A 22983-nucleotide genomic window follows, 5' to 3' on the forward strand; every position below is an offset into this window, starting at 1 on the left:
AGAACAGTCATTGATACACTCCGGACGTTCTTCGATAGACTTACCCAAAGTCTTCCGATTCGTCTTCGTGACTTTCTTAGAACGTTTTCTGATACGAACCATCTTAGGCAGATCGATTGGTTTAATAGCTAACAACCCCTCTTTGATATAACGATAAATCGTTTTGGTAGAGGGTACGACTTCTTCAGGATGGGTTGCTTTATAAGTCTGAACAAAACTATCTACGCTATGGAGACGGATGTTAGCCTTCAAGGCATCCCCTAATTGTTCAATGAACCTAGCGGAGCAGTCATTCAACTTGAGATAAGAACACTTTTGACGATTGGTTTCATAGACACCTTGTCCACTATCAGCGAAATAGGCGCTGAAATAGGTTCGTCTCCCATTCTTATCCTGTACCTGATTGACTGAACCACGTTTGATTTCTCGACAAATTGTAGAACGGTGACGACCCAAGAGCCGAGCAATCTCAACTGGTTTCTTTCCCACTTTAAGATAAGCAGCAATTTCACCACGTTCTGTGGCTGAGAGATGAGAATAGGATGATTTTTTGGTAGAATGAGTGTTGGACATGTTCATCTGCTTTCTATACTGAGTTGGGGAATTCTAGTATATCAGACGAACATGTCTTTTTGTTGCACTTCATTTTACAACGCGGGGAGCAAAAAATTTTAAAATAAAACAAAGAAAGCGCTTTACAAAAATCTTCAAAAGTTGTATACTTTGTTTAGTAAGTTTAGCGAACAAACAAACATTAGAGATAATTTCTTATATTGGTTTATAATTGGCAATAAGTTTAACAATTATCGTAACGATGGTTAAGGATTTTGGGAAAGGAGGTATTGCCTAGGATTTAGGAAATCCTTACTTTGTAGTTACAAATATCATATATTTAATTTTTGAAAGGAAAATAGACATGAAAAAAACTTTAAAATTTTTAGCAGTTATTTTAGGTGCTCTATTGGTGCTTATTGGCTGTGGTGGAAAAAAAGATGCTGGGGAACAAGCTGTTAATAAAGATGGCACAAAACAGTTCACTGCATTCAATGCTGTTCCAGGTACAGAAGTTCCTGATAATTCCCGATTAAATGATGCTTTCGCAAAAGAATTTGGGTGGCGTGTGAAAGTATCATGGTTGACTGGTCAAACAGCTAAAGAACGTATCGGTGTTATGGTCGCAGGTGGTGAATACCCAGACCTTGTCGATGCTTCTGATGCCCGTTCTACCATGATTGATGCTGGTGCTTACGTACCTCTTGAAGACTATCTTGATGAATACCCTAACTTGAAGGCAACCTTGTCAGATGTGCAATGGCAAAAGATAAAAGAAGACAATGATGGTCACATCTACACCATCCCTCAATTTGCACAACGTGATGGTATGGTTGACCTGTCTACTGCTTATAATGGTGAAGCCTTCTGGATTCAAAAACGTGTTTTGAAATGGGCTAATTACCCTGAAATCAAAACTGTAGATGAATACTTCAAACTAATCAACGACTACCTAGCTGCTAATCCTAAGACGGATGATGGTCAAGATAATATTGGTTTTGAAATCATCTCTGATGACTGGCGCTACTACGCTCTTGAAAATCCTCCAATGTTCTTGGCTGGCTATCCAAATGATGGTGCTGCCATTGTTGATTTGGACACTCGTCAAGCAAAAGTTTATGATAAGATTCCTGAAGCGAAAGAATACTTTAAGATTTTATCTGAACAATACGATAAAGGTGTTATCGACCCAGAAACCTTTACCGCAAAATATGACCAATACATCGCTAAATTATCTTCAGGACGTGTTCTTGGTATGGTTGACCAAGGTTGGAACATTGACTCTGCTGAAAACTCTTTGATTTCTCAAGGTAAAGATGAATTGACATGGGTACCACTTGGCTTGACTCTTGATCCAAGCGTTCAACCTCAATACCGCGAAGGCCCAGTATTGACAACTCAAGGTGGTATCGGAATCACAGTAAGTTGTAAAGATGTCAAAGGTGCTCTCCAAATGCTTGATGATATCGCCTCTGAAAAAGGTATGATTCTCCGCAACTGGGGTGAAAAAGGCGTCGACTATGAAGTGGATGACGATGGTATGTTCTACCGTACAGAAGAACAAAATGCGAATTGGAAAGACTCAGACTATGTCAACAAAAACAGTGTACCATTTGGTTACATGCCTGGTTACAAAGGATACCTTCCTGACGGTAAAAATGCTGTTTGGCCAAGTGAACAAAAATCTGAATTTGAAAAGACCTTGTCTGATATTGACAAAGAAGTGCTTGCTGCCTATGATGCACCAAATTTCAATGCCATGATGCGTTTGCAAGATCCAGTTTCTGCTTGGTTCCCAATTTACACTGAACGTAACAAATGGACAACAGCAGATGCTGCTGGTATTGCCAACCAAAACATGACTGATGTGAAGATGCAATGGTTGCCAAAAATCATCATTGGTGGTCCAAGTAACTTTGATAAAAACTGGTCAGATTACATGAAGGACTACGATGCTAAAATTGACTACAAGGCTTATGAAGATGCTTTGACTAAAGAAGTTGACCGTCGTTATAAGTTGGAGCAAGAGATCCAAAAGAAAGTTGACTAATTCCAAATAAAGAAAGCCGAATGTTCTTCAATTTGGAAAGCATTCGGCTTATATTTTCTAGAAAAGAATGAATAGGAGGTAAAAAATGGCAAAAAAACAAAAAACTTCAGGGAATAAAACTTTTTTTCAACGAATGATGTTGCAAAAGGATTTATGTTTATTGGCTCTGCCATTTGTTATCTATGTAATATTTTTTAATTATGCTCCACTTATTGGGTGGGTAATGGCCTTTCAAAAATTCCGTCCAGGTCGTGGTTATTTTGACCAAGAGTGGGTGGGATTTGATAATTTTAAACTACTTTTTTCTGATGATAACTTCTTGAGGGTTGTAAGAAATACTCTTGGGATGAGTTTGTTAAATTTAACTCTAGGATTCATTTTTTCAATTGGTTTTGCCATTTTGCTTAATGAAGTAAGAAATAAATGGGTTAAAAAAGTAATGCAGACCATTTCTTATATGCCTCACTTCTTATCTTGGATTATTGTAACAGGAATTGTAATGGATGTGCTGAGTACTGAGAGTGGTATTCTCAATCAGTTGTTAATGACTTTTAATATCATTGATAAACCAATCAGTTTTCTTTCAGAACCTAAATATTTCTGGTGGATTGTTGGCTTCTCTAATGTTTGGAAAAGTACTGGATGGGGCAGTATTATTTACTTAGCAGCGATGTCAGCTATCAATGAAGAACTTTACGAATCGGCAGAAATTGATGGCGCAAATCGTTTAAGAAAAATTTGGCATATCACACTTCCAGGTATTAAACCAACGATATTCATCTTGTTATTGATTAATATTGGTAATATTTTAAGTGCAGGATTTGAGGTTCAATATCTTTTGGGTAATGGTTTAGTTCAAGAAGTTTCTCAAACGATTGACATTTTTGTACTGAAATATGGAATCAGCCTCAATAACTATTCATTTGCGACTGCTGCAGGTATCTTTAACAGTTTAGTAAGTGTGATCTTAATTACTGTTGCGAATCGCCTAGCTAAAGCTGCCGGTGAAGAAACATTGTTCTAGGAGGGGAGTATGAAAAAAGTAGCTATTTCAGATAGATTATTTGATATTTTCAAATGGGTATTTTTAATAAGTTTTGTTCTTGCAACGTTATATCCAATTTTGAATACTCTGGCGGTTGCTTTCAATGATGGTATGGATACTTTACGTGGAGGGATTTATTTATTACCACGGAAGTTTACTTTTGATAATTTTAAGGCTGTCTTTGCGAAAGAAACGCTAATGAATGCAGCTGTCATTTCAGTGGCTAGAACAGTTATTGCGGTTTTCCTTCAGACTTTTTTGACAGCTCTTTTAGCCTATGTTTTAAGTCGAAAAGAATTTGTTTTTAGAACTCCTATTACTATTTTATTCCTGCTTACAATGTATTTGAATGCAGGTATGATTCCAAGCTATATTTGGTTACAAAAAATTGGATTGACTAATACTTTTTGGGTATATGTTTTGCCGGGATTGGTAAGTGCCTTTAATCTGTTAGTCATCCGTACCTACATTCATGGCTTACCTGAAAGTTTAATAGAGAGTGCTAAGATTGATGGTGCAGGTCATATTAGAATCTTTTTAAGCATTATTTTACCTTTATGTAAGCCAGTTTTAGCTACTGTAGCTCTTTTTGTAGCCGTTGGTCACTGGAACTCATGGTTCGATGCAATGTTATTTAATGGATTTAATGAAAGATTAAGTACACTGCAATATGAACTGATGAAATTGTTAGCTTCTGTTATGACTCAAGGTGCTAATGCAAATGATATGAAAAATGCAGCATCAGCAGGTAGTATGGTAACACCAGCTTCAGTACGGGCTGCCACTACAATTGTAACTGCATTTCCAATTGTATGTTTGTATCCATTTTTACAACGTTATTTTGTAAGCGGTTTAACCATTGGTGGAGTTAAAGAATAGATATTAAGAGGGATGGTTATGTACAAGAAAAATTGTTCACTTGAGAGATTAGAAAAAATTAGTGCCTTAGTAGATTATTTAACAATGATAGGGCTTTGTCTACTCACGTCACTACCGTTTGTGACGTTTGGAGCCTCTTTTAGTGCATTGTATAAAACGTACTATAACTACTCTACGAACCAAAATAAGGCAGTTTTTAGAAATTATTTTAATGCACTGAAATCTTCATGGAAACAAAGTACTGTGATTTGGTTTTTATTTCTAATAGAAGTGATTTCATTTATATTGAATTATCAACAACTTTTACAACACCCTACCTTATTGTCTAATGGGCTCCAAGTCTTTTTAGGCTTAGTGCTTTTATTAGCAATACCTGTCGTGTTTTTGTCATTAGCTTATAATGCTCGTTTTTCAGACAATTTAGCAACAGTTGTCAAAAATTCACTTGTTATGCTTGCCATGAATCTTTCCAAAGCGTTTGGACTTTTGATAATTGTTCTGGCTTTAGGAACGCTGACATGGTTGTTCCAATTTGCTGCTATTATCTTTATAGTGATTGGACTGCGATTGATTGTCAGTACTTGTGAAACAATTTTTAGTGCCGTTAAAGCAACAATATCATAAGTTTAAAATGTGTCTTAATGATTTTTAGTATTATTTTTGATACTTAAAGCAAGGAATTTATTATGGAATTTACAAATTTATTTAAAGAATATGGTTATCCTGAAGTGGAGATTGACCAACGTGTAAAACAACTTTGGACTACAATTTTTGAAGATGAAGAATCAAAAGTATATTATGAAACAGAAGATGGCATGGGTTATGTCGTTGATACTGGAAATATAGATGTTCGTACCGAAGGAATGTCATATGCAATGCTTATGGCTGTTGAATATGATCGGAAGGATATATTTGATAAGCTATGGCGTTGGGTCATGACTTACATGTATATGGACGAAGGCGAAAATGCTCATTATTTTGCTTGGTCTGTTGATCCTTCGGGAACAAAAAACTCATATGGGCCTGCCCCAGATGGTGAAGAATTTTTTGCGATGGATCTCTTCTTTGCTTCAAATCGTTGGGGTGATGGCGAAGGAATTTTTAACTATTCTGAGCGTGCGCGTGACCTGCTTCACTATTGTTTGCATAAAGGTAGTAAATATTCGGGTGACCCAATGTGGGATCCTAACAATTATTTAATCAAGTTTATACCAAACTGTGATTTTACGGATCCTTCTTATCATTTACCACATTTTTATGAACAATTTGCGCTTTATGCAAATGAAGAAGATCGTCCGTTTTGGAAAAAAGCTGCTCAAGCAAGTCGTGAGTTTTTAAAAATAGCTTTACATCCAGAAACGGGATTGAACCCTGAGTATAGCTTGTATGACGGCTCACCTCAATATGATAGTGAACACCCATATTTTTATAGTGATGCTTATCGTACTGCTCTTAACGTTGCTAATGATATGGTTTGGTATGGTGAAGATGCGGTACTTAAAGATCGTTTGGCAAAACTTCAAGAATTTTTCATTGATGCAAATTCAGAACATTATCGTTATGTTCTTACTGTTGAAGGGGAACCTACAGAAACACAGGTTTGGCATCCTGTTGGTCTTATTGCAACTTTGGCTGCAGCCTCTCTAGCAAATAAAGAGACAGATAATGCTAAAGTATTTGTGGAGCGCTTGTGGAATATGGAAATGCGTACTGGTAAGTATCGTTATTATGATAATTTCTTATATGCATTTTCATTTATGGCCTTAAGTGGTCGTTATCGGAGTTTCTAATAGAGAAAGGGTCTATTGATATGGCAAGCTATCGTAATCCAATTATTGAAGGTTTTTCACCAGATCCGTCGGTTTGTGCGGTTGGTGATGATTACTATTTAGTTACTTCTACATTTGCCTATTTTCCTGGTGTTGCAATATATCACAGTAAAGATTTGGTTAATTGGGAACATATAGGGAATGTATTGGATCGTGAGGAACAATTGCCTTTAAAAGGTGCTGAGCATTCACAAGGAATTTTTGCACCGTGTATTAGGTATCATAATGGGGTGTTTTATATGATCACTACCAATGTGACACATGGAGGAAATTTCTATGTTACTGCAACTGATCCCAAAGGACCGTGGTCTGAACCTCATTACCTTGATAATGCTCCCGGAATTGATCCAAGTCTATTCTTTGACGATGATGGTCGCTGCTATTATGTTGGAACACGTCCAAACCCTAAAGGAGTTACCTACAATGGGGATTGGGAGGTTTGGCTGCAAGAGTTAGACCTTTCAACCCATCAATTAATTGGTGTGAGTACTTTCTTATGGAAAGGCGCTCTTCGAGATGTTATTTGGCCAGAAGGTCCGCATGTCTATAAGAAAGATGGTTACTACTATTTAATGATTGCAGAAGGAGGGACTAGTTTTAACCATTGTGTAACGATTGCCAGGTCTGAACAAGTTGGAGGTCCTTATATTGGTAATAAAAACAATCCGATTTTAACCCATCGTCACCTTGGGAAAAACTATCCAGTATGCAATGTAGGACATGGTGATTTAGTGGAGACACCAGATGGGCGTTGGTATATGACTTGTCTTGCTAGTAGGATTTTTGATGGCTATAGTAATCTAGGTCGAGAAACTTTCCTAGCGGAAGTGACGTGGGAAGATGGCTGGCCAGTAGTCAATGTTGGAGAGGGAAGACTTTTAGTAGAATCAGAACATTATTTGAAATTAGTTGATGTTGAGGAGAAAACACATTTTGGCATGTCTAGTTATTCTCCAGAGTTTATGTATTTGCGAAATCCTGATACAAATAACTATCAATGGGGAGTAGATGGTAGAAAGTTACGTTTAATTCCAAGTACAATGACATTACGAGACTTAGCGAGTCCAACATATGTTGGCACTCGTCAAAAATCTATGTATTATCGATTTTCAGCACAGATAGAATCATATCTTGGTATAGGTTCGCGAGCCAGTATTGTGATTTTACAAAATAATGATTATTTTGTTGAGTTGACATTGGAACCAAATGGGAAAGGATATCGATCAAGGCTATTGATTACTTTAGCTGGTGAAGAAAGCTGTCTTGGTGAAGTAGAATTACCTTCAAATGTTAATGATTTAATATTTGAAGGTAATGGACAAGCTTTAAAAGCAATTGTTTGTAGTTGTGGTAAAGAAATTATAGTCGCAGAAAATATTGATGTACATTATTTAAGCACAGAAGTAGCTGGTGGATTCGTGGGATGTACTATAGGGATATTTACCACAAGCCCGTCTTCAGATGATTGTGGGTATATAGATGTCATTGAAGTTATCCATGAACGATTACCATCAATTTAATCGTAGAGGTAAAAATGAAAAAAATTGCATTAACATTTGATGATGGACCAAATTTAGAAGCAAGGGAAATCTTTGATATTTTACAACGTTATAATGCTAAAGCTACATTTTTTCTTTGGGGCGAAAAAATATCAGGATACGAGAATGTCTTAACAGACTTGATAGCTTCAGGTCACTGGTTAGCAAACCATACTTGGACCCATCCTAGCTTACTTGAGGTAGATGACACGAAAGTAGTGGAAGAAATTGTAAAAACAGATCAGGCAATTTTTGATATTACAGGTGTTGAAACAACTCTTTTTAGACCACCTTATGGACACATTGATAAACGTGTTGAAGAGCTTATTCAAAAGAAAATCGTACTATGGTCAGCAGATTCGAGAGATTGGTCTGGTATTTTAGCAGATGAGATTGTCGATAATGTAATTAAAGAAAGTAAAAATCAGGCGATCCTTCTCATGCACTGCTTTCCAGAGACTGTCAAAGCCTTACCTCGAATTTTAGAATTCTTACAAAGAGAAAATTATACTTTTGTATCTGTAGATGATGTTTTGAAATGAACAAAGGAATATCGTTGTGATTGATAGATTGAGCGTAATTAACTAGGGATGATTTGATGATGCTTGATAGTCAATCATCAGTGTGAAATCGAATAGTCTTCAAAATATAGCATCATAATTTTGAAAATGGAGTGAAAAATGGTTAAAGATATGACAAAAGGGAATCCAATGAGATTAATCCTACTGTTTGCTATACCATTGTTTATTGGGAATATTTTTCAACAAGTATATAGCATGGCTGATACTTTTATTGTCGGCCGTACGGTTGGTATGAGTGCTTTAGCTGCTGTTGGAGCAACAGGAAGTATCACATTTTTAATTTTAGGATTTGCTCACGGATTAGCGTCAGGTCTAGCGATTCCTTTAGCACAAAAATACGGTGCTAAGGACTTTCAGTCTGTTTCTAAAAGTTTCGGTACTTCTATAATCATATCAATAGTTGTGGGAGTCATATTGACAATATTAAGTTTATTTTTTTGTCGTACCATTCTGGAAATGATGAAAACTCCAAATGAAATTATAAACGAATCTGAAAGTTATTTACGAATCCTTTTTGGTGGAATGTTAGCTTCGATGCTGTACAATCTTATGTCAAACAGTCTACGTTCAATAGGTGATTCACGAACGCCATTATATTTTTTAATTGCTGCATGTATTATTAATATTATTCTGGATTATATTTTTATCGTTTATGGAAATATGGGTGTTTCTGGCGCTGGAGTTGCCACTATTATAGCTCAAGTCTTCTCTTTTGTAAGTTGTATTATTTTTATTTGGTTAAAAGTACCAATTTTACATTTACACCAAGATTCATTTAAGATTGATAATGACTTTTTTTGGTTGCATGTTCGCATTTCCTTTCCGATGGCATTTCAAATGTCCATTATTGCGATTGGAGCTATCACTTTACAGGTAGCTCTAAATGGGTTGGGAGCGCCTTCTGTAGCTGCTTATACCGCATCTGGTCGTATTGACCAATTGGCAACTATGCCGATGATGTCTTTTGGAGTTGCAATGGCAACCTATGTTGCACAGAATTATGGTGCACGATTCTATGATCGTATTTGGATGGGTGTTAGAGAATGTCTAAAAGTGTCAATTACTTTTAGTGTAGTGATAGGATTGACTTTAGCACTTTTTGGGGAACATTTTCTAAGATTGTTTGTAGGACAAAATCAAGAGGAAGTTGTGCAGCTAGGGAAATGGTTTTTTGTGACAAATTCATCTATTTATTTCTTTTTAGCGATGCTCTTAATTTATCGCTATACGATACAAGGTGTTGGAAATTCGGTGACCCCAACAATAGCTGGTATTATAGAACTATTCATGAGAATGTTTGCTGCAGTAATATTAGCAAAACATTTTGGATTTGTAGGTGCCACAATTGCTAATCCTCTTGCATGGATTGGAGCCTTGATACCGATTGCTTATAGTTACTATAGATTTAAAAGACAATATACCTGTCATATAAAAAAGGAGACGTGAGATGAGCAAATTATTCAAATGGGGCTTTATTGGCTGTGGTGGCATTGCTGAAAGCGTCGCAAAAGAACTTGAACAGTCGGATAAACACCAAATTGTAGCACTTTGGAATAGAACCTTGTCAAGAGCTGAGCGTTTTTCAGAACGTTTTGGCGGTATGGTGTACGAACGGGTTGAAGATCTTCTTAATGATTCTAATGTTGATGGGGTTTACATTGCAGTTACAGCAGATTGTCATGCTGAATTTATGAAGCTCTGTATTGCTCATAAAAAGCCTGTTCTTTGTGAAAAACCATTTACGGTAAATGCAAAAGAAGCTCAAGAAGTAATTGACTATGCTCGTCAAGAAGGGGTCTATGTTTCTGAAGCCATGTGGACATGGCATAATGATGTGGCTAAACAAGTCAAGACTTGGATAAAAGAAGATCGCTTTGGTAAAGTTCAAGATGTAGAGGTTTCTTATTCTCTTCCTATGATTTGGAATTATGGGAATCCACGATTGACCTCAATTGAATTAATTGGTGGAGCGGTTATGGATATTGGAGTTTACTCTCTTCGCTATTGTTATGAGCTATTTGGGTATCCTCAAAACATCACCTGTACAGGAGAACTGAAAGACGGTGTTGATTTAAATGAGGAAATCATTCTTGATTATGGCGATTTCAAAGCTAGATTGTATGTTGGTATTAATGGTTCACGTGGAGAACATTTTCTACTTTTTGGAGAAAATGGAACACTTCATATCAAAGACTTTCACATGGCAAAAAGTGCCAGTGTCTTTGGAAATGAAAAGGAAATTTATCAAGCAGAACATCAGTTATTATTCTTAAGACAAGCTGATATCGTTGCTGATGAGATTTTATCTGGTCAGCTAGAGAGTGAAATTAGTCTTGAAAGTACACTAGATGTTATGAATATGTTAGATGATTGTCGCCGACAATTGGGTGTGGTCTATCTTTCTGAAACGGAATAGGAGACAAAATGAAATATTACGTTAATCAACAAGCGCCACGTAGTGGGCAAGGAACGAAGGAGTATCCTTTCAAATCAATTCAAGAAGCAGCTAATTTAGCTAAACCAGGTGACGAAGTCTTAGTCTATCCTGGGGTTTATCGTGAAAATGTTAATCCGGTTAATGGTGGTACAGCAGATGCAAGAATCACCTATACGTCTGTAGAAAAAGAAGCTGCCATTATCACAGGGGCAGAATCCGTAAAAACTTGGGAGCAGTATGATGGTAATGTGTGGGTAGCACGCATTTCTAATGGTCTTTTTGGTGATTTTAATCCTTATGTTGAACGTGTCTATGGTGACTGGTTTGTACAAACAATTTTAGCGCACTTGGGGGACGTTTTCTTAAATGATAAATCACTTTATGAAGTTGAAACTCTTGACGATGTTTTATCCCCAGTGATTAAGTTAGAATCATGGGATTCAGATTTTTCAATTTACACTTGGTATACGGAGCAAGATGAAACTGCTGATGAGACTATTATCTATGCAAATTTCCAAGGACTGAATCCAAATGAGGAAAATGTAGAGATAAGTGTCCGTAAGAACTGTTTTTATCCAGTGGAAGAAGGTCGCAGTTATATTACTGTGTCAGGTTTTACCATCTGTAAGGCCGCTGTTCAATGGGCTCCACCGACTGCTCTTCAAGAAGGGATGATTGGTCCACACTGGTCTAAGGGTTGGATTATTGAAGATTGTGATATCTACGAAGCAAAATGTAGCGGAATTTCACTTGGTAAGTATTATCAACCTGAAAATGATAATAAGTGGAGTAAGTGGAAATATAAAGATGGTACTCAGACAGAACGTGAAGTTATCTTACAAGCTCAACGTGAAGGATGGACGAAAGAACGCATAGGTTCACATATTATCCGTCGTAATAACATCCATGACTGTGGACAAACAGGTATTGTAGGTCATCTAGGCTGTGTCTTCTCAATCATTGAAGACAATCATATTCACCATATTAATAACAAACAAAATCTTGCTGGTGCCGAAATTGGTGGGATTAAATTGCATGCGGCTATTGACACACAAATTCGTCGAAACCATATCCATCATTGTAGTCGAGGTCTTTGGTTAGACTGGCAAGCTCAAGGAACTCGTGTTAGTCAGAACCTTTTTTATGATAATACTATTCCAAAAGAATTTAAAGGAGACAGAGTAGCGTTATCGGTGTCGGTTGTTGTAGGTGAAGATGTTTTTCTGGAAGTTTCTCATGGTCCAACACTTTTAGATAATAATCTGTTCCTATCTGAAAGGTCAGTAAAAATGGCTACTCAAGGTGTTGCGTTAGTACATAATATTGTTGCAGGTGGTTTTGTAGCTGTTGGGGTTGGTACTAATAATGGTGCGAAAGGTATTAGTAGTCCTCGCTACACACCATATCATGTGCCCCACCAAACAGAAGTGGCTGGCTTCATGACTTTCTTGCATGGTGACGATCGTTTCTACAACAACATTTTCATTCAACAAGACCTTCGTCCTGAAATGGTTGAAATTATGAAAAAATCTAAGGCTGAAAAAAATGATTGGGACGATAATAATGTTGAGACTGGAACCTTCCCGTTTGATTCTTACCCAACCTTTGAAGAGTGGGATAAGGAATTTGAAGGCTATTGTGGAATGGGCTCTGCGCCAAGTGATCGTTATTACAGTCCGCTTCCTGTATGGACAGGTGGTAACATCTTTATGAATGGCGCGAAACCATCAACTAAAGAAGTTAACTATGCAGAAAACACCACAGATAAAGTGTCTATTTCCGTTGTTGAAAAAGCAGATGGCTGGTACTTAGAAACCAATCTTTATGATGTTTTACCTGAACTTAAGACAGGAGTTATCAGCACAGAAATACTAGGTATGGCTTTTGAACCAGAACAAAAATTTGAAAATCCAGATGGTTCACCAATTGTCTTCGATACAGATTATTTTGATAATCGCCATAGTCTAGTGCCGTTAGCTGGACCATTTGTAGATAAATTCAGTGGTCTACAAAAACTTATTTCTAAGATTAACTAATAGATAACATAGAGACTCAACTATTTAAGCTTTTGTATGATTTATTATTGGTTGATAAAAAGATCAAACGTTATAGATTCGATCTAACCAATATTTTCAACATACTTAAAACTAGAGGTAGTAATATATGTTAATCAAAAAATTTAATTTAGATAATAAACGAGATAATGTGGATTTAACATCTTATATTTTAGAAGATTCACCAGAGCTCTTGAATGGGAAAAAAAGACCAGCAATCATTATTTGTCCTGGTGGGGCTTACATTAATTGTTCTGATCGAGAAGGAGAGATTGTCGCCCTTAGATTTGCAGCTATGGGCTACCACGCATTTGTATTAAGGTATCATGTTCTTTTAGATGATAAAGAAGACTATAATAGTATTTTTTCGGATTCTATTAATTTTAAGGATGATACTATTTTTCCTACTCCTATGTTGGATATCGCTAATGCCTTCTCTATTATTCATGAGCATGCTGACGATTGGCTAGTTGATACAGATAAATTAATTTTATGTGGATTCTCTGCAGGCGGAAATAATGTTACGAATTATGGTGTTTATTGGAATAAGCCAATCATAACTAATAGTTTTGATATAGAAAGAACACGTCCTGCTGCTATTATAGTTGGTTATCCTTTGACAGATTATTGTGTACATCAAGAATTTGTGAAAAGTCAGGGTAAATCAGGAACAAGATTTTTTGAAATCTCAAATCGTACATTTTTGGGAAATGAAAATCCGACTGAGGAGCAATTGCTGAGTGTTAGCAGTGCTAAATTAATTGATGACTCTACACCTCCAATGTTTATTTGGACAACTACTAGTGATCAATTGGTTAATGTAAATCAATCTACAATTTTAGCGACGGCTTTAGCAAATAAGGGTATTCCGTTTGAATTACATGTATTTGAAGATGGTCCGCATGGTTTATCTCTTGCTACACAGGCGACAGCTCCAAGTATAGTCGAAGTAGATGATACCGTACGTATTTGGATCGAATTAGCTGAAAAATGGTTATCTAAGCGATTTATGCTACCACTGGAAAAGCAGAGTCCTTGGAATTAGTTTGGATGTGTTGATTTATTTAAATTGTAGGAGTGAGACAGAAAAGGTGTTTTCACATTCTTACTGTATAGACTAGCTTATTAGGATACTGAAATAATGGATCAGAAAATCATGGAAATTGTAAGAGAATTAAATTATGAATTCTTACAAAATGATATTTTAAATAAGATCGAAAATTTTTCAAAATTAAATAAATTTGCTGAAACAGGGCAAGTTGTCTTCTTAGGTGATTCAATCACAGAAGGATTTCCTATTGAAGAGATGCTTAAGAGTTCAAAAATTTTGTATAAACGTGGAATTAGTGGAATCAGATCTGATACAGTTTTAGAGCATTTTGATGAAATTATGGGCGGTTTAAAAGCAGGTGAGGTGTTTATATTATTAGGCACTAACGATTTGGCTTATAATCGTAGTACTGATAGTATTGTTGAGACATTTACTAACATTTGCGATAGACTTAAATTAGAGAATCCCGCAACAGAAATTCATATTATTAGTATCTATCCTATTATTGAAGGATATACTGATATGGTTGATATTAGACAAAATAAAGATATTATTACTATTAATTCTCAACTAGAGGTATTGGCTGAGACGGATAGTAAAGTACATTATTATGATATTTATCCTCTGCTTTTAGATGACAAAGGACAGCTGGAAAAAAATTATACAAAAGATGGTTTGCATTTAACTATAGAAGGTTATCAGAAAGTGTGTGAAGTATTGCAAGAAGCATTGGTGTAAGTGTAGTATATTTTTTAGATGTAGTTGGAAACCGAATTCTATTCAGAAAGACTAGAAGTAGTTAAAAGATATCATCAATAATGCTATTTTAATAATAACTCTAATATAGAGGAGACAAAATGAAATATTACGTTAATCAACAAGCGCCACGAAGTGGGCAAGGTACAAAAGATTATCCATTCAAATCTATCCAAGAAGCTGCCAATTTAGCAAAGCCAGGGGATGATATTTTAGTTTATCCAGGTATTTACCGAGAAAATGTTAACCCGATAAATGGGGGGACGGCCGAAGCGCGTATCACCTATACCTCTGTCGAGAAAGGAGGTGCGATTATCACAGGGGCAGAATCCGTTAAAAATTGGGAGCAGTATGATGGTAATGTGTGGGTAGCACGCATTTCTAATGGTCTTTTTGGTGATTTTAATCCTTATGTTGAACGCGTCTACGGTGACTGGTTCGTACAGACTATGGTTGCTCATTTAGGAGATGTTTTCCTTAATGATAAATCACTTTATGAAGTGTTGAGTTTGGAAAAAGTTCTTAATCCTGAAGTTTACGAAGAATCATGGGATCCAGAATTTACAGTATATACTTGGTATACAGAGCAGGATGAAGCAACAAATGAGACGGTCATCTATGCTAACTTCCAAGGACTCAATCCTAATGAAGAAAACGTTGAGATCAGCGTCCGAAAGAACTGCTTTTATCCAGTAGAAGAAGGGCGTAGCTTCATTACGGTATCAGGTTTTACTATCTGTAAAGCAGCCGTGCAATGGGCACCGCCAACAGCTCTACAAGAAGGGATGATTGGCCCACATTGGTCTAAAGGTTGGATTATCGAAGATTGTCACATTTATGAAGCTAAGTGTAGCGGTATCTCACTTGGTAAATATTACCAACCTGAAAATGATAATAAATGGAGCAAATGGAAATATAAAGACGGGACTCAGACAGAACGTGATGCGATTCTTCAAGCGCAACGTGAAGGCTGGACTAAAGAACGCATTGGTTCACATATTATCCGTCGTAATAATATTCACGACTGTGGACAAACAGGTATTGTAGGACACTTGGGATGTGTCTTCTCTATCATTGAGGATAATCATATTCACCATATCAATAACAAGAAAAATCTTGATGGAGCTGAAATTGGTGGGATTAAATTACATGCGGCTATTGATGCACAAATTCGTCGAAACCATATCCATCACTGTACGCGTGGTCTTTGGTTAGACTGGCAAGTTCAAGGAACTCGCGTCAGCCAGAATCTTTTCCATGATAATAGTATTCCTCGCGTTGTCAATGAGGAGGCCTTGAAAGCGTCAGCGGCCATCTCTATGGGAGAAGATGTCTTTGTTGAAGTTTCTCACGGTCCAACACTTTTGGACAATAACCTTTTTCTTACTGACCGTGCTGTGAAAATTGCTGCTCAAGGTGTTGCCATGGTTCATAATATCGTGGCTGGCGGACTTTTGGCAATCGGCAAAGGAACCAACAACGGTACCAAGACCTTGATGAGCCCACGTTATACCCCTTATCATGTTCCTCATCAAACTGAAGTTGCAGGTTTCATGACATTTTTACATGGTGATAATCGTTTTTACAATAATATCTTTATTCAACAAAAAATGCGATCAGAAATGGTAGCCATCATGGATTACCTCAAGGGAATTGATGATGACTGGGACGATAATAACCTAGAAGTAGGCACCTTCCCATTCAATGATTATCCAACGTTTGAAGAGTGGAACAAAGATTTTGAAGGATATTGTGGTATGGGGTCTGCACCGAGTGACCGTTACTACAAACCATTACCAGTTTGGACTGGGGGCAATATTTTCATGAATGGTGCCAAACCATCAAAAAAAGAAGTGAACTTTGCTAAAAACGCTGTTGATGAGGTAGCCATTGCTGTTATGGAAAAAGAGGATGGTTGGTATCTCGATACCAATCTATACGATGTTTTACCAGAACTCAAAACAGCAGTAATCAGTACTGAAACCCTAGGTATGGCATTTGAGCCAGAACAAAAATTTGAAAATCCAGACGGATCGCCAATTATTTTTGACACAGATTACTTCGATGATTACCATGGTTTAGTGCCGCTGGCTGGACCGTTCGTCAGTAAGGAAGCTGCCTTACAAAAACTTGCTAGCCGGTAATAATGTAAGAACTCAAAAAATCTTGCCTATAAGGTGGGATTTTTTTGGTTGCCTGCGAATAGTCAGATAAGGAGGTCTCATGGTACAAGAACTTGCAAAGAAAATCATCACTCAGGCGGTGGGATTGGATGCTCAGGACATCTATGTTCTACCGAGAGAGAATAATTACGAACTTTATATGCGAATTGGCGACAATCGTCGCTTCATGGGTGAACACAGCAAGGAGGAGATGGCTAGTCTTATCAGTCATTTTAAGTTTGTCGCTGGGATGAATGTGGGAGAAAAGCGGCGCAGTCAGCTTGGTTCCTGCGATTATGAGCTTGATGAGGCTGAGAAAGTCAGCCTACGTCTGTCCAGTGTTGGTGACTACCGTGGTCAGGAAAGTCTGGTTATTCGGATTCTTTTCAGCGGACGCATTGAACTCAAGTATTGGTTTGATGGTCTTGATAAAATCAAGGAAAAACTGGCGGGACGAGGGCTCTACCTTTTTTCGGGTCCAGTTGGAAGTGGCAAGACTACCCTTATGCATCAGCTAGTAGCAGAGCGCTTTTCTGGTCATCAGGTCATTTCCATCGAAGATCCCGTTGAAATTAAAGAACCTTCCATGCTCCAGTTACAGCTCAATGATAGCATCGGTATGACTTACGATGCTTTGATAAAGCTGTCGCTCCGCCACAGACCTGATGTTCTCATAATCGGGGAAATCCGCGATAGCGAAACAGCGCGTGCGGTCATCAGAGCTAGTCTGACAGGGACTGTGGTCTTTTCTACCATCCATGCCAAGTCTATTCCAGGAGTCTATGACAGACTTCTAGAACTTGGTGTGTCAAAAGAAGAACTAAATAACAGTCTTTGCGGCATTGCCTACCAACGTTTAATCGGAAAAGGAGGAGTGATTGATTATGCCCAAGATAGTTTCAAAAACCACCGACCAGACCAGTGGAATGCACAAATTGATCAACTGGTTGCAGACGGATATCTCAGTCCTAAAGAAGGACAAATCGAAAAAATTACGCCTGAAAGATCAGCGTAAAGTTATTCAGCTCTTTGCCAATCTCATGAGCGCAGGCTTTACCCTAACTGAAATGGTCAACTTCTTGGAACGTAGTCAACTTCTGCCGATCCAGCAAACACAGCAAATGCGAGAGAGTCTCCTAAATGGACGGGGGATGGCTGAAATGCTAGCAGAACTGGGATTTTCAGATGAGGTGGTCACTCAACTGTCTCTGGCTGATATCCACGGCAACACCCTAAAAAGTCTGCAAAAAATCGACAGCTACCTTGCTAACCTGACTCAGGTCAAGAAAAAATTAATCGAAGTAGCGACCTATCCACTTATTTTGCTGGGCTTTCTCGTTCTTATCATGCTGGGACTAAAAAATTACCTGCTGCCCCAACTAGAAGACGGCAACTGGGCAACCACTCTCATTAGTAACTTTCCAACCATCTTTCTAGGGAGTTTTTTAGTTATCCTGCTCAGCCTTTTCATCACCATCATAGCTACCAAGCGAAAAAGTCGTCTCAAACTTTGGACGCATCTATCTCGCCTTCCTTTTTTGGGAAAAGTAGCACAACTTTACCTGACAGCCTATTATGCCCGTGAGTGGGGTAATCTAATCGGACAAGGAGTGGAGCTAGCGCAGATAACTCAGCTTATGCAGAAGCAGAAATCACAGCTCTTCCAAGAAATCGGCAAGGACATGGAATCAGCTCTCCTATCTGGACGTGATTTTCATAGCAAAGTACTGGATTATCCCTTTTTCCTGAAAGAATTATCCCTCATCATCGAATACGGGGAAGTCAAGTCCAAGCTGGGGAGTGAGCTAGATATTTTTTCGGAAGAGACTTGGGCTAATTTTTTCTCCAAACTCAATAAGAGCACACAGATCATTCAGCCCATCATCTTTATCTTTGTAGCGCTGATGATTGTCATGATTTACGCAGCCATGCTGCTACCAATGTATCAAAATATGGGAGGATATTTTTAATGAAAAAACGATTGAAAAACATCACAAAAGCGACAGTAAAAGGGTTCACTCTGGTAGAAATGCTCGTGGTTCTTCTAATCATTAGTGTTCTTATGCTCCTATTTGTGCCAAATCTAAGCAAGCAAAAAGATGTGGTTCAAGAAAAAGGGAATGCTGCTGTTGTCAAAGTGGTGGAAAGCCAAATGGAGCTGTACGAGTTGGAGCATCATCAATCCGCCACTGTACAAGATTTAGAAAGCAAAGGCTACATCACCGAAGATCAAGCCAAGGCCTACAATGATTACAAAGCTAAATCTTAAAGCCTTTACGCTTTTAGAAAGCCTGCTCACGCTTTTCATTGCTAGTTTTTTAGTGATTAGTCTGTCAGGGTCTATTCAGGGCGTTTTCCAAGATGTAGAGGAGAGACTATTCTTCCTTTCCTTTGAGCATCTCTACCGAGATAGTCAACAACTAAGCCTAGCTCAAAAAAGTGATGTGACTTTGTCTGTGACAGCAAGTGGCATCCGAAATAGCAATGCTGACCTTGCTATCCCGACCAGCGTCAGCCTTTTGGACGAAAAAATCATCAACTTTGACGCCAAGGGTGGCAACTCTAGTCTAACAAAGGTTCGCTTTGCGACGGACGATGGCATCGTCACTTATCAACTGTATCTAGGGAGTGGTAAATATCAAAAAACGACGACTTAAAGCCTATATCTTACTTGAAAGCCTAATCGCGCTAGGAGTTTTAGCCACTATCGTAGCGCTTATCTTGGGGCAAATCAACCTCAATCAAAAGCAGCTAGCCCAGAGCCTACACGAGCAAGAAGTACTAGCTGTGGCGGCAATGGCGGTGCAGACTAAGCAAACTCACATAACCTTAAATGGTATCTCCGTTGAGGTAACAAGAACAAAAGCAGGGCTTTTTATCACAGAGAGTGGAAAAGAGGTCATCCGTCTTGAAAAGAATTAGCTTACCCGCCTTTACCCTTTTAGAGTGCTTGGTATCTTTGCTGGTTATCATCGGTTCGGTCCAAGTTTACCAAGGGCTGACGCAAGTTTTATCCAGCCAAGTTCACAGCCTTTCTGACAACCACCAAGAAGACTGGCTCCTTTTTTACCAACAGTTGCATGCAGAACTCGAGGGTTCCAGCCTTATCAATGTTGAAAACAATAAGCTCTATGTTTCAAAAGGCGGGAAACACCTGGCTTTTGGCAAGTCCAAGTCAGACGACTTTAGGAAGACAAATGCTGACGGTCGTGGCTACCAGCCTATGCTATTTGGGCTAGAGAGCTCAGCCATTTCCCGAGAGAAAAATCGTGTGACCGTTCACCTGACCTTTGTGGGTGGGCTAAAAAGGAGTTTTATCTATGCTTTTGAAGAAAAAAGTTAAGGGCGGAGTCCTACTATATGCCCTCCTTATGTCAGCCATTTTCGTCTTACTTTTGCAATTCTATCTGGGGCGGGTACTGGCAGTTCAGCGGCAAAATCAAGCACAGACCTTATCAGCCAGAGCTTATTTGATAGCCCAGTTGACTGCAGACCAAGCTGATGACAAAAGCGGGGCAGTCAGCTATAAACAGGGGCGCAGCACATGGATACAGAAAAATGATACCCTGGCTGTTACCGTGACCCTAGCTGACGGGCAATCTTATCAGTACCACTTTTTCAAAAAGAAAGCAGAAAAAGAGGAGAAAAAAATAAATCCTGAAGAAAAAAGAACGGCTCAATCCGTGGCGTCGGAAGAAAAAGCAGGACTTTCAGAGGCAGTTGTCGAACCGGCTGAAGAAGCCACAGAAACCAAGGATGAATAAGTGGGAGTTTTTGTCAAAACTTCCATTTTTTGATATGATAATACCATGAATTTTGAAAAGATAGAAGCAGCTTATGAGCTGATTTTGGAAAATATCCAACTGATTGAAAACGACCTTAAAACTAACATTTATGATGCTCTGATTGAGCAAAATTCTTTTTACCTAGGTGCTGAAGGGGCGTCTGAAACGGTTATTGCTAACAATGTCAAACTAAGAGCTCTTGAATTGACCCAAGAGGAATGGCGTCGCGCCTTCCAATTCATCTTTATCAAGGCTGGGCAGACGGAAAGCTTGCAGGCCAATCATCAATTCACGCCTGACAGCATAGGTTTTATCCTGCTCTTTTTGCTGGAAACTCTCACTGACAAGAATCAGCTAGATATCCTCGAAATTGGTTCAGGTACAGGAAATCTGGCCCATACTCTAATGGCAAACACTAGCAAACGTTTAGATTACATGGGAATTGAGTTAGACGACCTCCTTATTGATCTCTCAGCCTCAATCGCTGATGTCATGGGCTCTAGCGTCAGCTTTGTCCAAGAAGACGCTGTTCGCCCGCAGATTCTTAAAGAAAGCGACGTTATCATCAGCGACCTACCTATCGGTTACTACCCCAACGACGCCATTGCTAGCCGCTACATCGTAGCTGCCGCTAAGGGCGAGCACACCTATGCCCACCACCTACTCATGGAACAGTCACTCAAGTACCTGAAAGCTGATGGTCTGGGTCTTTTCTTGGCGCCGACGGATCTTTTGACCAGCCCCCAGTCGTCTCTTTTAAAAAAATGGCTGAGCGGTTATGCTAGTGTCCTTGCAGTCATTACCCTGCCAGAAAGCCTATTTGGTCGCAAAGATAAGGCAAAAGCTATCTTTATCTTGCAAAAACAAAGCAGTGCACCAAAAGAAACCTTTGTCTATCCTATAACAGATCTTCAAAACCAAGATGTTATAGTAGAGTTTATGACTAAATTCAAAAGTTGGGCCAAATGACCATGTGAAATTCACCCAAGAATGTGATAGAATAGAAGCAAATCTATTAAAGAGGTAAATCATGTCAAAAACAATTGCAATCAATGCAGGAAGCTCTAGCCTGAAATGGCAACTTTACAATATGCCTGAAGAAACTGTTGTGGCATCAGGACTGATTGAACGTATCGGTTTAGCTGATTCTGTATCTACCGTTAAATTTGATGGTCGCAAAGAGTCTGAAACCCTTGACATTCATGACCACCACCAAGCCGTTAAAATTCTCTTGGATGACTTGATTCGTTTTGAAATTATTGCAAGCTACGATGAGATTACGGGTATTGGACACCGTGTCGTTGCTGGTGGTGAAAATTTTAAAGAATCAACCGTTATCGGTGAAAAAGAAATCCTAGAAATCGAAGAGTTGAGCGCACTTGCTCCGCTTCATAATCCAGCTCACGTGGCTGCTATTCGTGCTTTCGAAGAAGTTTTGCCAGAAGTGCTTAACGTGGCTGTTTTCGACACAGCTTTCCACACAACGATGCCAGCCAAGGCTTACCGTTACCCAGTACCAAAAGCTTACTACACTGAAAATCAGGTGCGTAAGTACGGAGCTCACGGAACAAGCCATTACTACGTATCACAAGAAGCGGCAAAATATCTTGGAAAACCAGTTGAAGAAACCAAAGTCATCACAGCTCACATCGGAAATGGCGTGTCAATCACAGCCGTTGACGGCGGTAAGTCTGTGGATACCTCAATGGGCTTCACCCCACTTGCAGGCCCAATGATGGGAACTCGCTCAGGCGACATTGACCCAGCTTTAATTCCTTATTTGGTGGCAAATCGTCCAGAATTGGCTGACGCTGCAGCAGTTGTCAACGTCCTGAACAAAGAATCAGGTCTTCTTGGTATCTCTGGAACATCAAGTGACATGCGCGATATTATCGCGGGTTATGAAGCGGGTGAAGAAGATGCGACCTTGGCTTTTGACATGTACATTGATCGCTTGAAAAAATACATTTCACAATACTTTGGTGTTTTGAATGGAGCGGATGCCCTTATCTTCACAGCAGGTGTCGGTGAAAACTCTGCACCGGTTCGTAAAGCTGTCGTAGACGGATTGACTTGGTTTGGTATGGAACTTGATCCAGAAAAGAACGTCTTTGGAGCAGTTGGTGAGATTTCAACACCAGATTCAAAAGTGAAAGTATTTGTCATCCCAACTGATGAAGAATTGGTCATCGCGCGTGACGTTGAACGTTTGAAAACAAAGGCATAAATAGAACAAGAGGCTAGGTTGTCATAACCAAGCCTTT

General features: G+C 38.7%; 23 protein-coding genes. 22 read left to right on the plus strand and 1 reads right to left on the minus strand.

Features of this window, described 5'->3' with window-relative positions; all coding sequences use genetic code 11:
• The coding region (locus G576_RS0104800) for a helix-turn-helix domain-containing protein (protein WP_027973640.1) at positions 1 to 573 on the minus strand (573 nt) is incomplete at its 3' end.
• A 343-nt stretch (positions 574 to 916) separates the two neighbouring features.
• Between G576_RS0104800 and G576_RS0104805 the strand changes: the two genes are divergently transcribed.
• From G576_RS0104805 to G576_RS0104910, 22 genes are all read left to right on the plus strand, one after another.
• A complete protein-coding gene (locus G576_RS0104805; protein ID WP_027973641.1) occupies positions 917 to 2602 on the plus strand; it encodes a type 2 periplasmic-binding domain-containing protein in 1686 nt (561 codons plus the stop codon).
• 85 nt (positions 2603 to 2687) lie between these two features.
• Positions 2688 to 3626, plus strand: coding sequence for an ABC transporter permease (locus tag G576_RS0104810; RefSeq protein WP_027973642.1), 939 nt, complete (start codon positions 2688 to 2690; stop codon positions 3624 to 3626).
• Positions 3627 to 3635: 9 nt separating this feature from the next.
• Positions 3636 to 4526 carry a carbohydrate ABC transporter permease gene (locus tag G576_RS0104815; protein WP_027971603.1) on the plus strand — a complete coding sequence of 297 codons (891 nt, stop codon included), beginning with the start codon at positions 3636 to 3638 and terminating at the stop codon, positions 4524 to 4526.
• 18 nt (positions 4527 to 4544) lie between these two features.
• Positions 4545 to 5150 (plus strand): DUF624 domain-containing protein, encoded by a 606-nt coding sequence (locus tag G576_RS0104820; RefSeq protein ID WP_027973643.1) that lies wholly within the window; start codon positions 4545 to 4547, stop codon positions 5148 to 5150.
• Between the two features lie 62 nt (positions 5151 to 5212).
• On the plus strand, positions 5213 to 6316 hold the full coding sequence (locus G576_RS0104825) for a family 8 glycosyl hydrolase (protein WP_027973644.1): 1104 nt from the start codon (positions 5213 to 5215) through the stop codon (positions 6314 to 6316).
• 20 nt (positions 6317 to 6336) lie between these two features.
• Entirely contained in the window at positions 6337 to 7875 is a 1539-nt protein-coding gene (locus G576_RS12310; RefSeq protein ID WP_037618519.1) for a glycoside hydrolase family 43 protein, read from the plus strand.
• A gap of 14 nt (positions 7876 to 7889) precedes the next feature.
• On the plus strand, positions 7890 to 8435 hold the full coding sequence (locus G576_RS12315) for a polysaccharide deacetylase family protein (RefSeq protein ID WP_051177996.1): 546 nt from the start codon (positions 7890 to 7892) through the stop codon (positions 8433 to 8435).
• A gap of 138 nt (positions 8436 to 8573) precedes the next feature.
• Positions 8574 to 9920, plus strand: a complete 1347-nt coding sequence (locus tag G576_RS0104840; protein ID WP_027973645.1) for an MATE family efflux transporter — start codon at positions 8574 to 8576, stop codon at positions 9918 to 9920.
• Between the two features lies 1 nt (position 9921).
• Entirely contained in the window at positions 9922 to 10890 is a 969-nt protein-coding gene (locus G576_RS0104845) for a Gfo/Idh/MocA family protein (RefSeq protein WP_027973646.1), read from the plus strand.
• Between the two features lie 8 nt (positions 10891 to 10898).
• The gene (locus tag G576_RS0104850; protein WP_027973647.1) at positions 10899 to 12947 is read left to right on the plus strand and encodes a right-handed parallel beta-helix repeat-containing protein; all 2049 of its coding nucleotides are present in this window, start codon (positions 10899 to 10901) and stop codon (positions 12945 to 12947) included.
• A gap of 127 nt (positions 12948 to 13074) precedes the next feature.
• Positions 13075 to 14010, plus strand: a complete 936-nt coding sequence (locus G576_RS0104855) for an alpha/beta hydrolase (protein ID WP_027973648.1) — start codon at positions 13075 to 13077, stop codon at positions 14008 to 14010.
• Between the two features lie 96 nt (positions 14011 to 14106).
• Complete coding sequence (locus G576_RS0104860; protein WP_051177998.1) at positions 14107 to 14754, plus strand: GDSL-type esterase/lipase family protein; 648 nt, start codon at positions 14107 to 14109, stop codon at positions 14752 to 14754.
• 119 nt (positions 14755 to 14873) lie between these two features.
• Positions 14874 to 16916: a right-handed parallel beta-helix repeat-containing protein gene (locus G576_RS0104865; RefSeq protein WP_027973650.1), complete on the plus strand. Its 2043-nt coding sequence runs from the start codon at positions 14874 to 14876 to the stop codon at positions 16914 to 16916.
• Positions 16917 to 16995: 79 nt separating this feature from the next.
• Positions 16996 to 17949, plus strand: coding sequence for a competence type IV pilus ATPase ComGA (gene comGA, locus G576_RS0104870; protein WP_027973651.1), 954 nt, complete (start codon positions 16996 to 16998; stop codon positions 17947 to 17949).
• On the plus strand, positions 17861 to 18904 hold the full coding sequence (gene comGB, locus G576_RS0104875; protein ID WP_083959946.1) for a competence type IV pilus assembly protein ComGB: 1044 nt from the start codon (positions 17861 to 17863) through the stop codon (positions 18902 to 18904). The genes comGA and comGB overlap by 89 nt, the downstream gene beginning before the upstream one ends.
• Complete coding sequence (gene comGC, locus G576_RS0104880; RefSeq protein ID WP_027973653.1) at positions 18904 to 19203, plus strand: competence type IV pilus major pilin ComGC; 300 nt, start codon at positions 18904 to 18906, stop codon at positions 19201 to 19203. The genes comGB and comGC overlap by 1 nt, the downstream gene beginning before the upstream one ends.
• Positions 19181 to 19591 carry a competence type IV pilus minor pilin ComGD gene (comGD, locus tag G576_RS0104885; RefSeq protein ID WP_027973654.1) on the plus strand — a complete coding sequence of 137 codons (411 nt, stop codon included), beginning with the start codon at positions 19181 to 19183 and terminating at the stop codon, positions 19589 to 19591. The genes comGC and comGD overlap by 23 nt, the downstream gene beginning before the upstream one ends.
• A complete protein-coding gene (gene comGE, locus G576_RS0104890; protein WP_027973655.1) occupies positions 19563 to 19856 on the plus strand; it encodes a competence type IV pilus minor pilin ComGE in 294 nt (97 codons plus the stop codon). The genes comGD and comGE overlap by 29 nt, the downstream gene beginning before the upstream one ends.
• Positions 19843 to 20277 carry a competence type IV pilus minor pilin ComGF gene (comGF, locus tag G576_RS0104895; RefSeq protein ID WP_027973656.1) on the plus strand — a complete coding sequence of 145 codons (435 nt, stop codon included), beginning with the start codon at positions 19843 to 19845 and terminating at the stop codon, positions 20275 to 20277. The genes comGE and comGF overlap by 14 nt, the downstream gene beginning before the upstream one ends.
• Complete coding sequence (gene comGG / locus G576_RS0104900) at positions 20255 to 20698, plus strand: competence type IV pilus minor pilin ComGG (protein ID WP_027973657.1); 444 nt, start codon at positions 20255 to 20257, stop codon at positions 20696 to 20698. Before comGF ends, comGG begins: the two co-directional genes overlap by 23 nt.
• 45 nt (positions 20699 to 20743) lie before the next feature.
• Positions 20744 to 21688, plus strand: coding sequence for a class I SAM-dependent methyltransferase (locus G576_RS0104905; protein WP_027973658.1), 945 nt, complete (start codon positions 20744 to 20746; stop codon positions 21686 to 21688).
• Positions 21689 to 21749: 61 nt separating this feature from the next.
• The gene (locus tag G576_RS0104910) at positions 21750 to 22946 is read left to right on the plus strand and encodes an acetate kinase (protein ID WP_027973659.1); all 1197 of its coding nucleotides are present in this window, start codon (positions 21750 to 21752) and stop codon (positions 22944 to 22946) included.
• Positions 22947 to 22983 lie beyond the last annotated feature (37 nt).

This window comes from Streptococcus porci DSM 23759, from assembly GCF_000423765.1.
Taxonomy (GTDB): Bacteria; Bacillota; Bacilli; order Lactobacillales; family Streptococcaceae; genus Streptococcus; species Streptococcus porci.

What these genes read in the sequence shown, in the direction of transcription:
- G576_RS0104805 (WP_027973641.1), top strand. Translation starts at nt 917, where the DNA reads ATGAAAAAAACTTTAAAATTTTTAGCAGTTATTTTAGGTGCTCTATTG.
- G576_RS0104810 (WP_027973642.1), top strand. Translation starts at nt 2,688, where the DNA reads ATGGCAAAAAAACAAAAAACTTCAGGGAATAAAACTTTTTTTCAACGA.
- G576_RS0104815 (WP_027971603.1), top strand. Translation starts at nt 3,636, where the DNA reads ATGAAAAAAGTAGCTATTTCAGATAGATTATTTGATATTTTCAAATGG.
- G576_RS0104820 (WP_027973643.1), top strand. Translation starts at nt 4,545, where the DNA reads ATGTACAAGAAAAATTGTTCACTTGAGAGATTAGAAAAAATTAGTGCC.
- G576_RS0104825 (WP_027973644.1), top strand. Translation starts at nt 5,213, where the DNA reads ATGGAATTTACAAATTTATTTAAAGAATATGGTTATCCTGAAGTGGAG.
- G576_RS12310 (WP_037618519.1), top strand. Translation starts at nt 6,337, where the DNA reads ATGGCAAGCTATCGTAATCCAATTATTGAAGGTTTTTCACCAGATCCG.
- G576_RS12315 (WP_051177996.1), top strand. Translation starts at nt 7,890, where the DNA reads ATGAAAAAAATTGCATTAACATTTGATGATGGACCAAATTTAGAAGCA.
- G576_RS0104840 (WP_027973645.1), top strand. Translation starts at nt 8,574, where the DNA reads ATGGTTAAAGATATGACAAAAGGGAATCCAATGAGATTAATCCTACTG.
- G576_RS0104845 (WP_027973646.1), top strand. Translation starts at nt 9,922, where the DNA reads ATGAGCAAATTATTCAAATGGGGCTTTATTGGCTGTGGTGGCATTGCT.
- G576_RS0104850 (WP_027973647.1), top strand. Translation starts at nt 10,899, where the DNA reads ATGAAATATTACGTTAATCAACAAGCGCCACGTAGTGGGCAAGGAACG.
- G576_RS0104855 (WP_027973648.1), top strand. Translation starts at nt 13,075, where the DNA reads ATGTTAATCAAAAAATTTAATTTAGATAATAAACGAGATAATGTGGAT.
- G576_RS0104860 (WP_051177998.1), top strand. Translation starts at nt 14,107, where the DNA reads ATGGATCAGAAAATCATGGAAATTGTAAGAGAATTAAATTATGAATTC.
- G576_RS0104865 (WP_027973650.1), top strand. Translation starts at nt 14,874, where the DNA reads ATGAAATATTACGTTAATCAACAAGCGCCACGAAGTGGGCAAGGTACA.
- comGA (WP_027973651.1), top strand. Translation starts at nt 16,996, where the DNA reads ATGGTACAAGAACTTGCAAAGAAAATCATCACTCAGGCGGTGGGATTG.
- comGB (WP_083959946.1), top strand. Translation starts at nt 17,861, where the DNA reads ATGCACAAATTGATCAACTGGTTGCAGACGGATATCTCAGTCCTAAAG.
- comGC (WP_027973653.1), top strand. Translation starts at nt 18,904, where the DNA reads ATGAAAAAACGATTGAAAAACATCACAAAAGCGACAGTAAAAGGGTTC.
- comGD (WP_027973654.1), top strand. Translation starts at nt 19,181, where the DNA reads ATGATTACAAAGCTAAATCTTAAAGCCTTTACGCTTTTAGAAAGCCTG.
- comGG (WP_027973657.1), top strand. Translation starts at nt 20,255, where the DNA reads ATGCTTTTGAAGAAAAAAGTTAAGGGCGGAGTCCTACTATATGCCCTC.
- G576_RS0104905 (WP_027973658.1), top strand. Translation starts at nt 20,744, where the DNA reads ATGAATTTTGAAAAGATAGAAGCAGCTTATGAGCTGATTTTGGAAAAT.
- G576_RS0104910 (WP_027973659.1), top strand. Translation starts at nt 21,750, where the DNA reads ATGTCAAAAACAATTGCAATCAATGCAGGAAGCTCTAGCCTGAAATGG.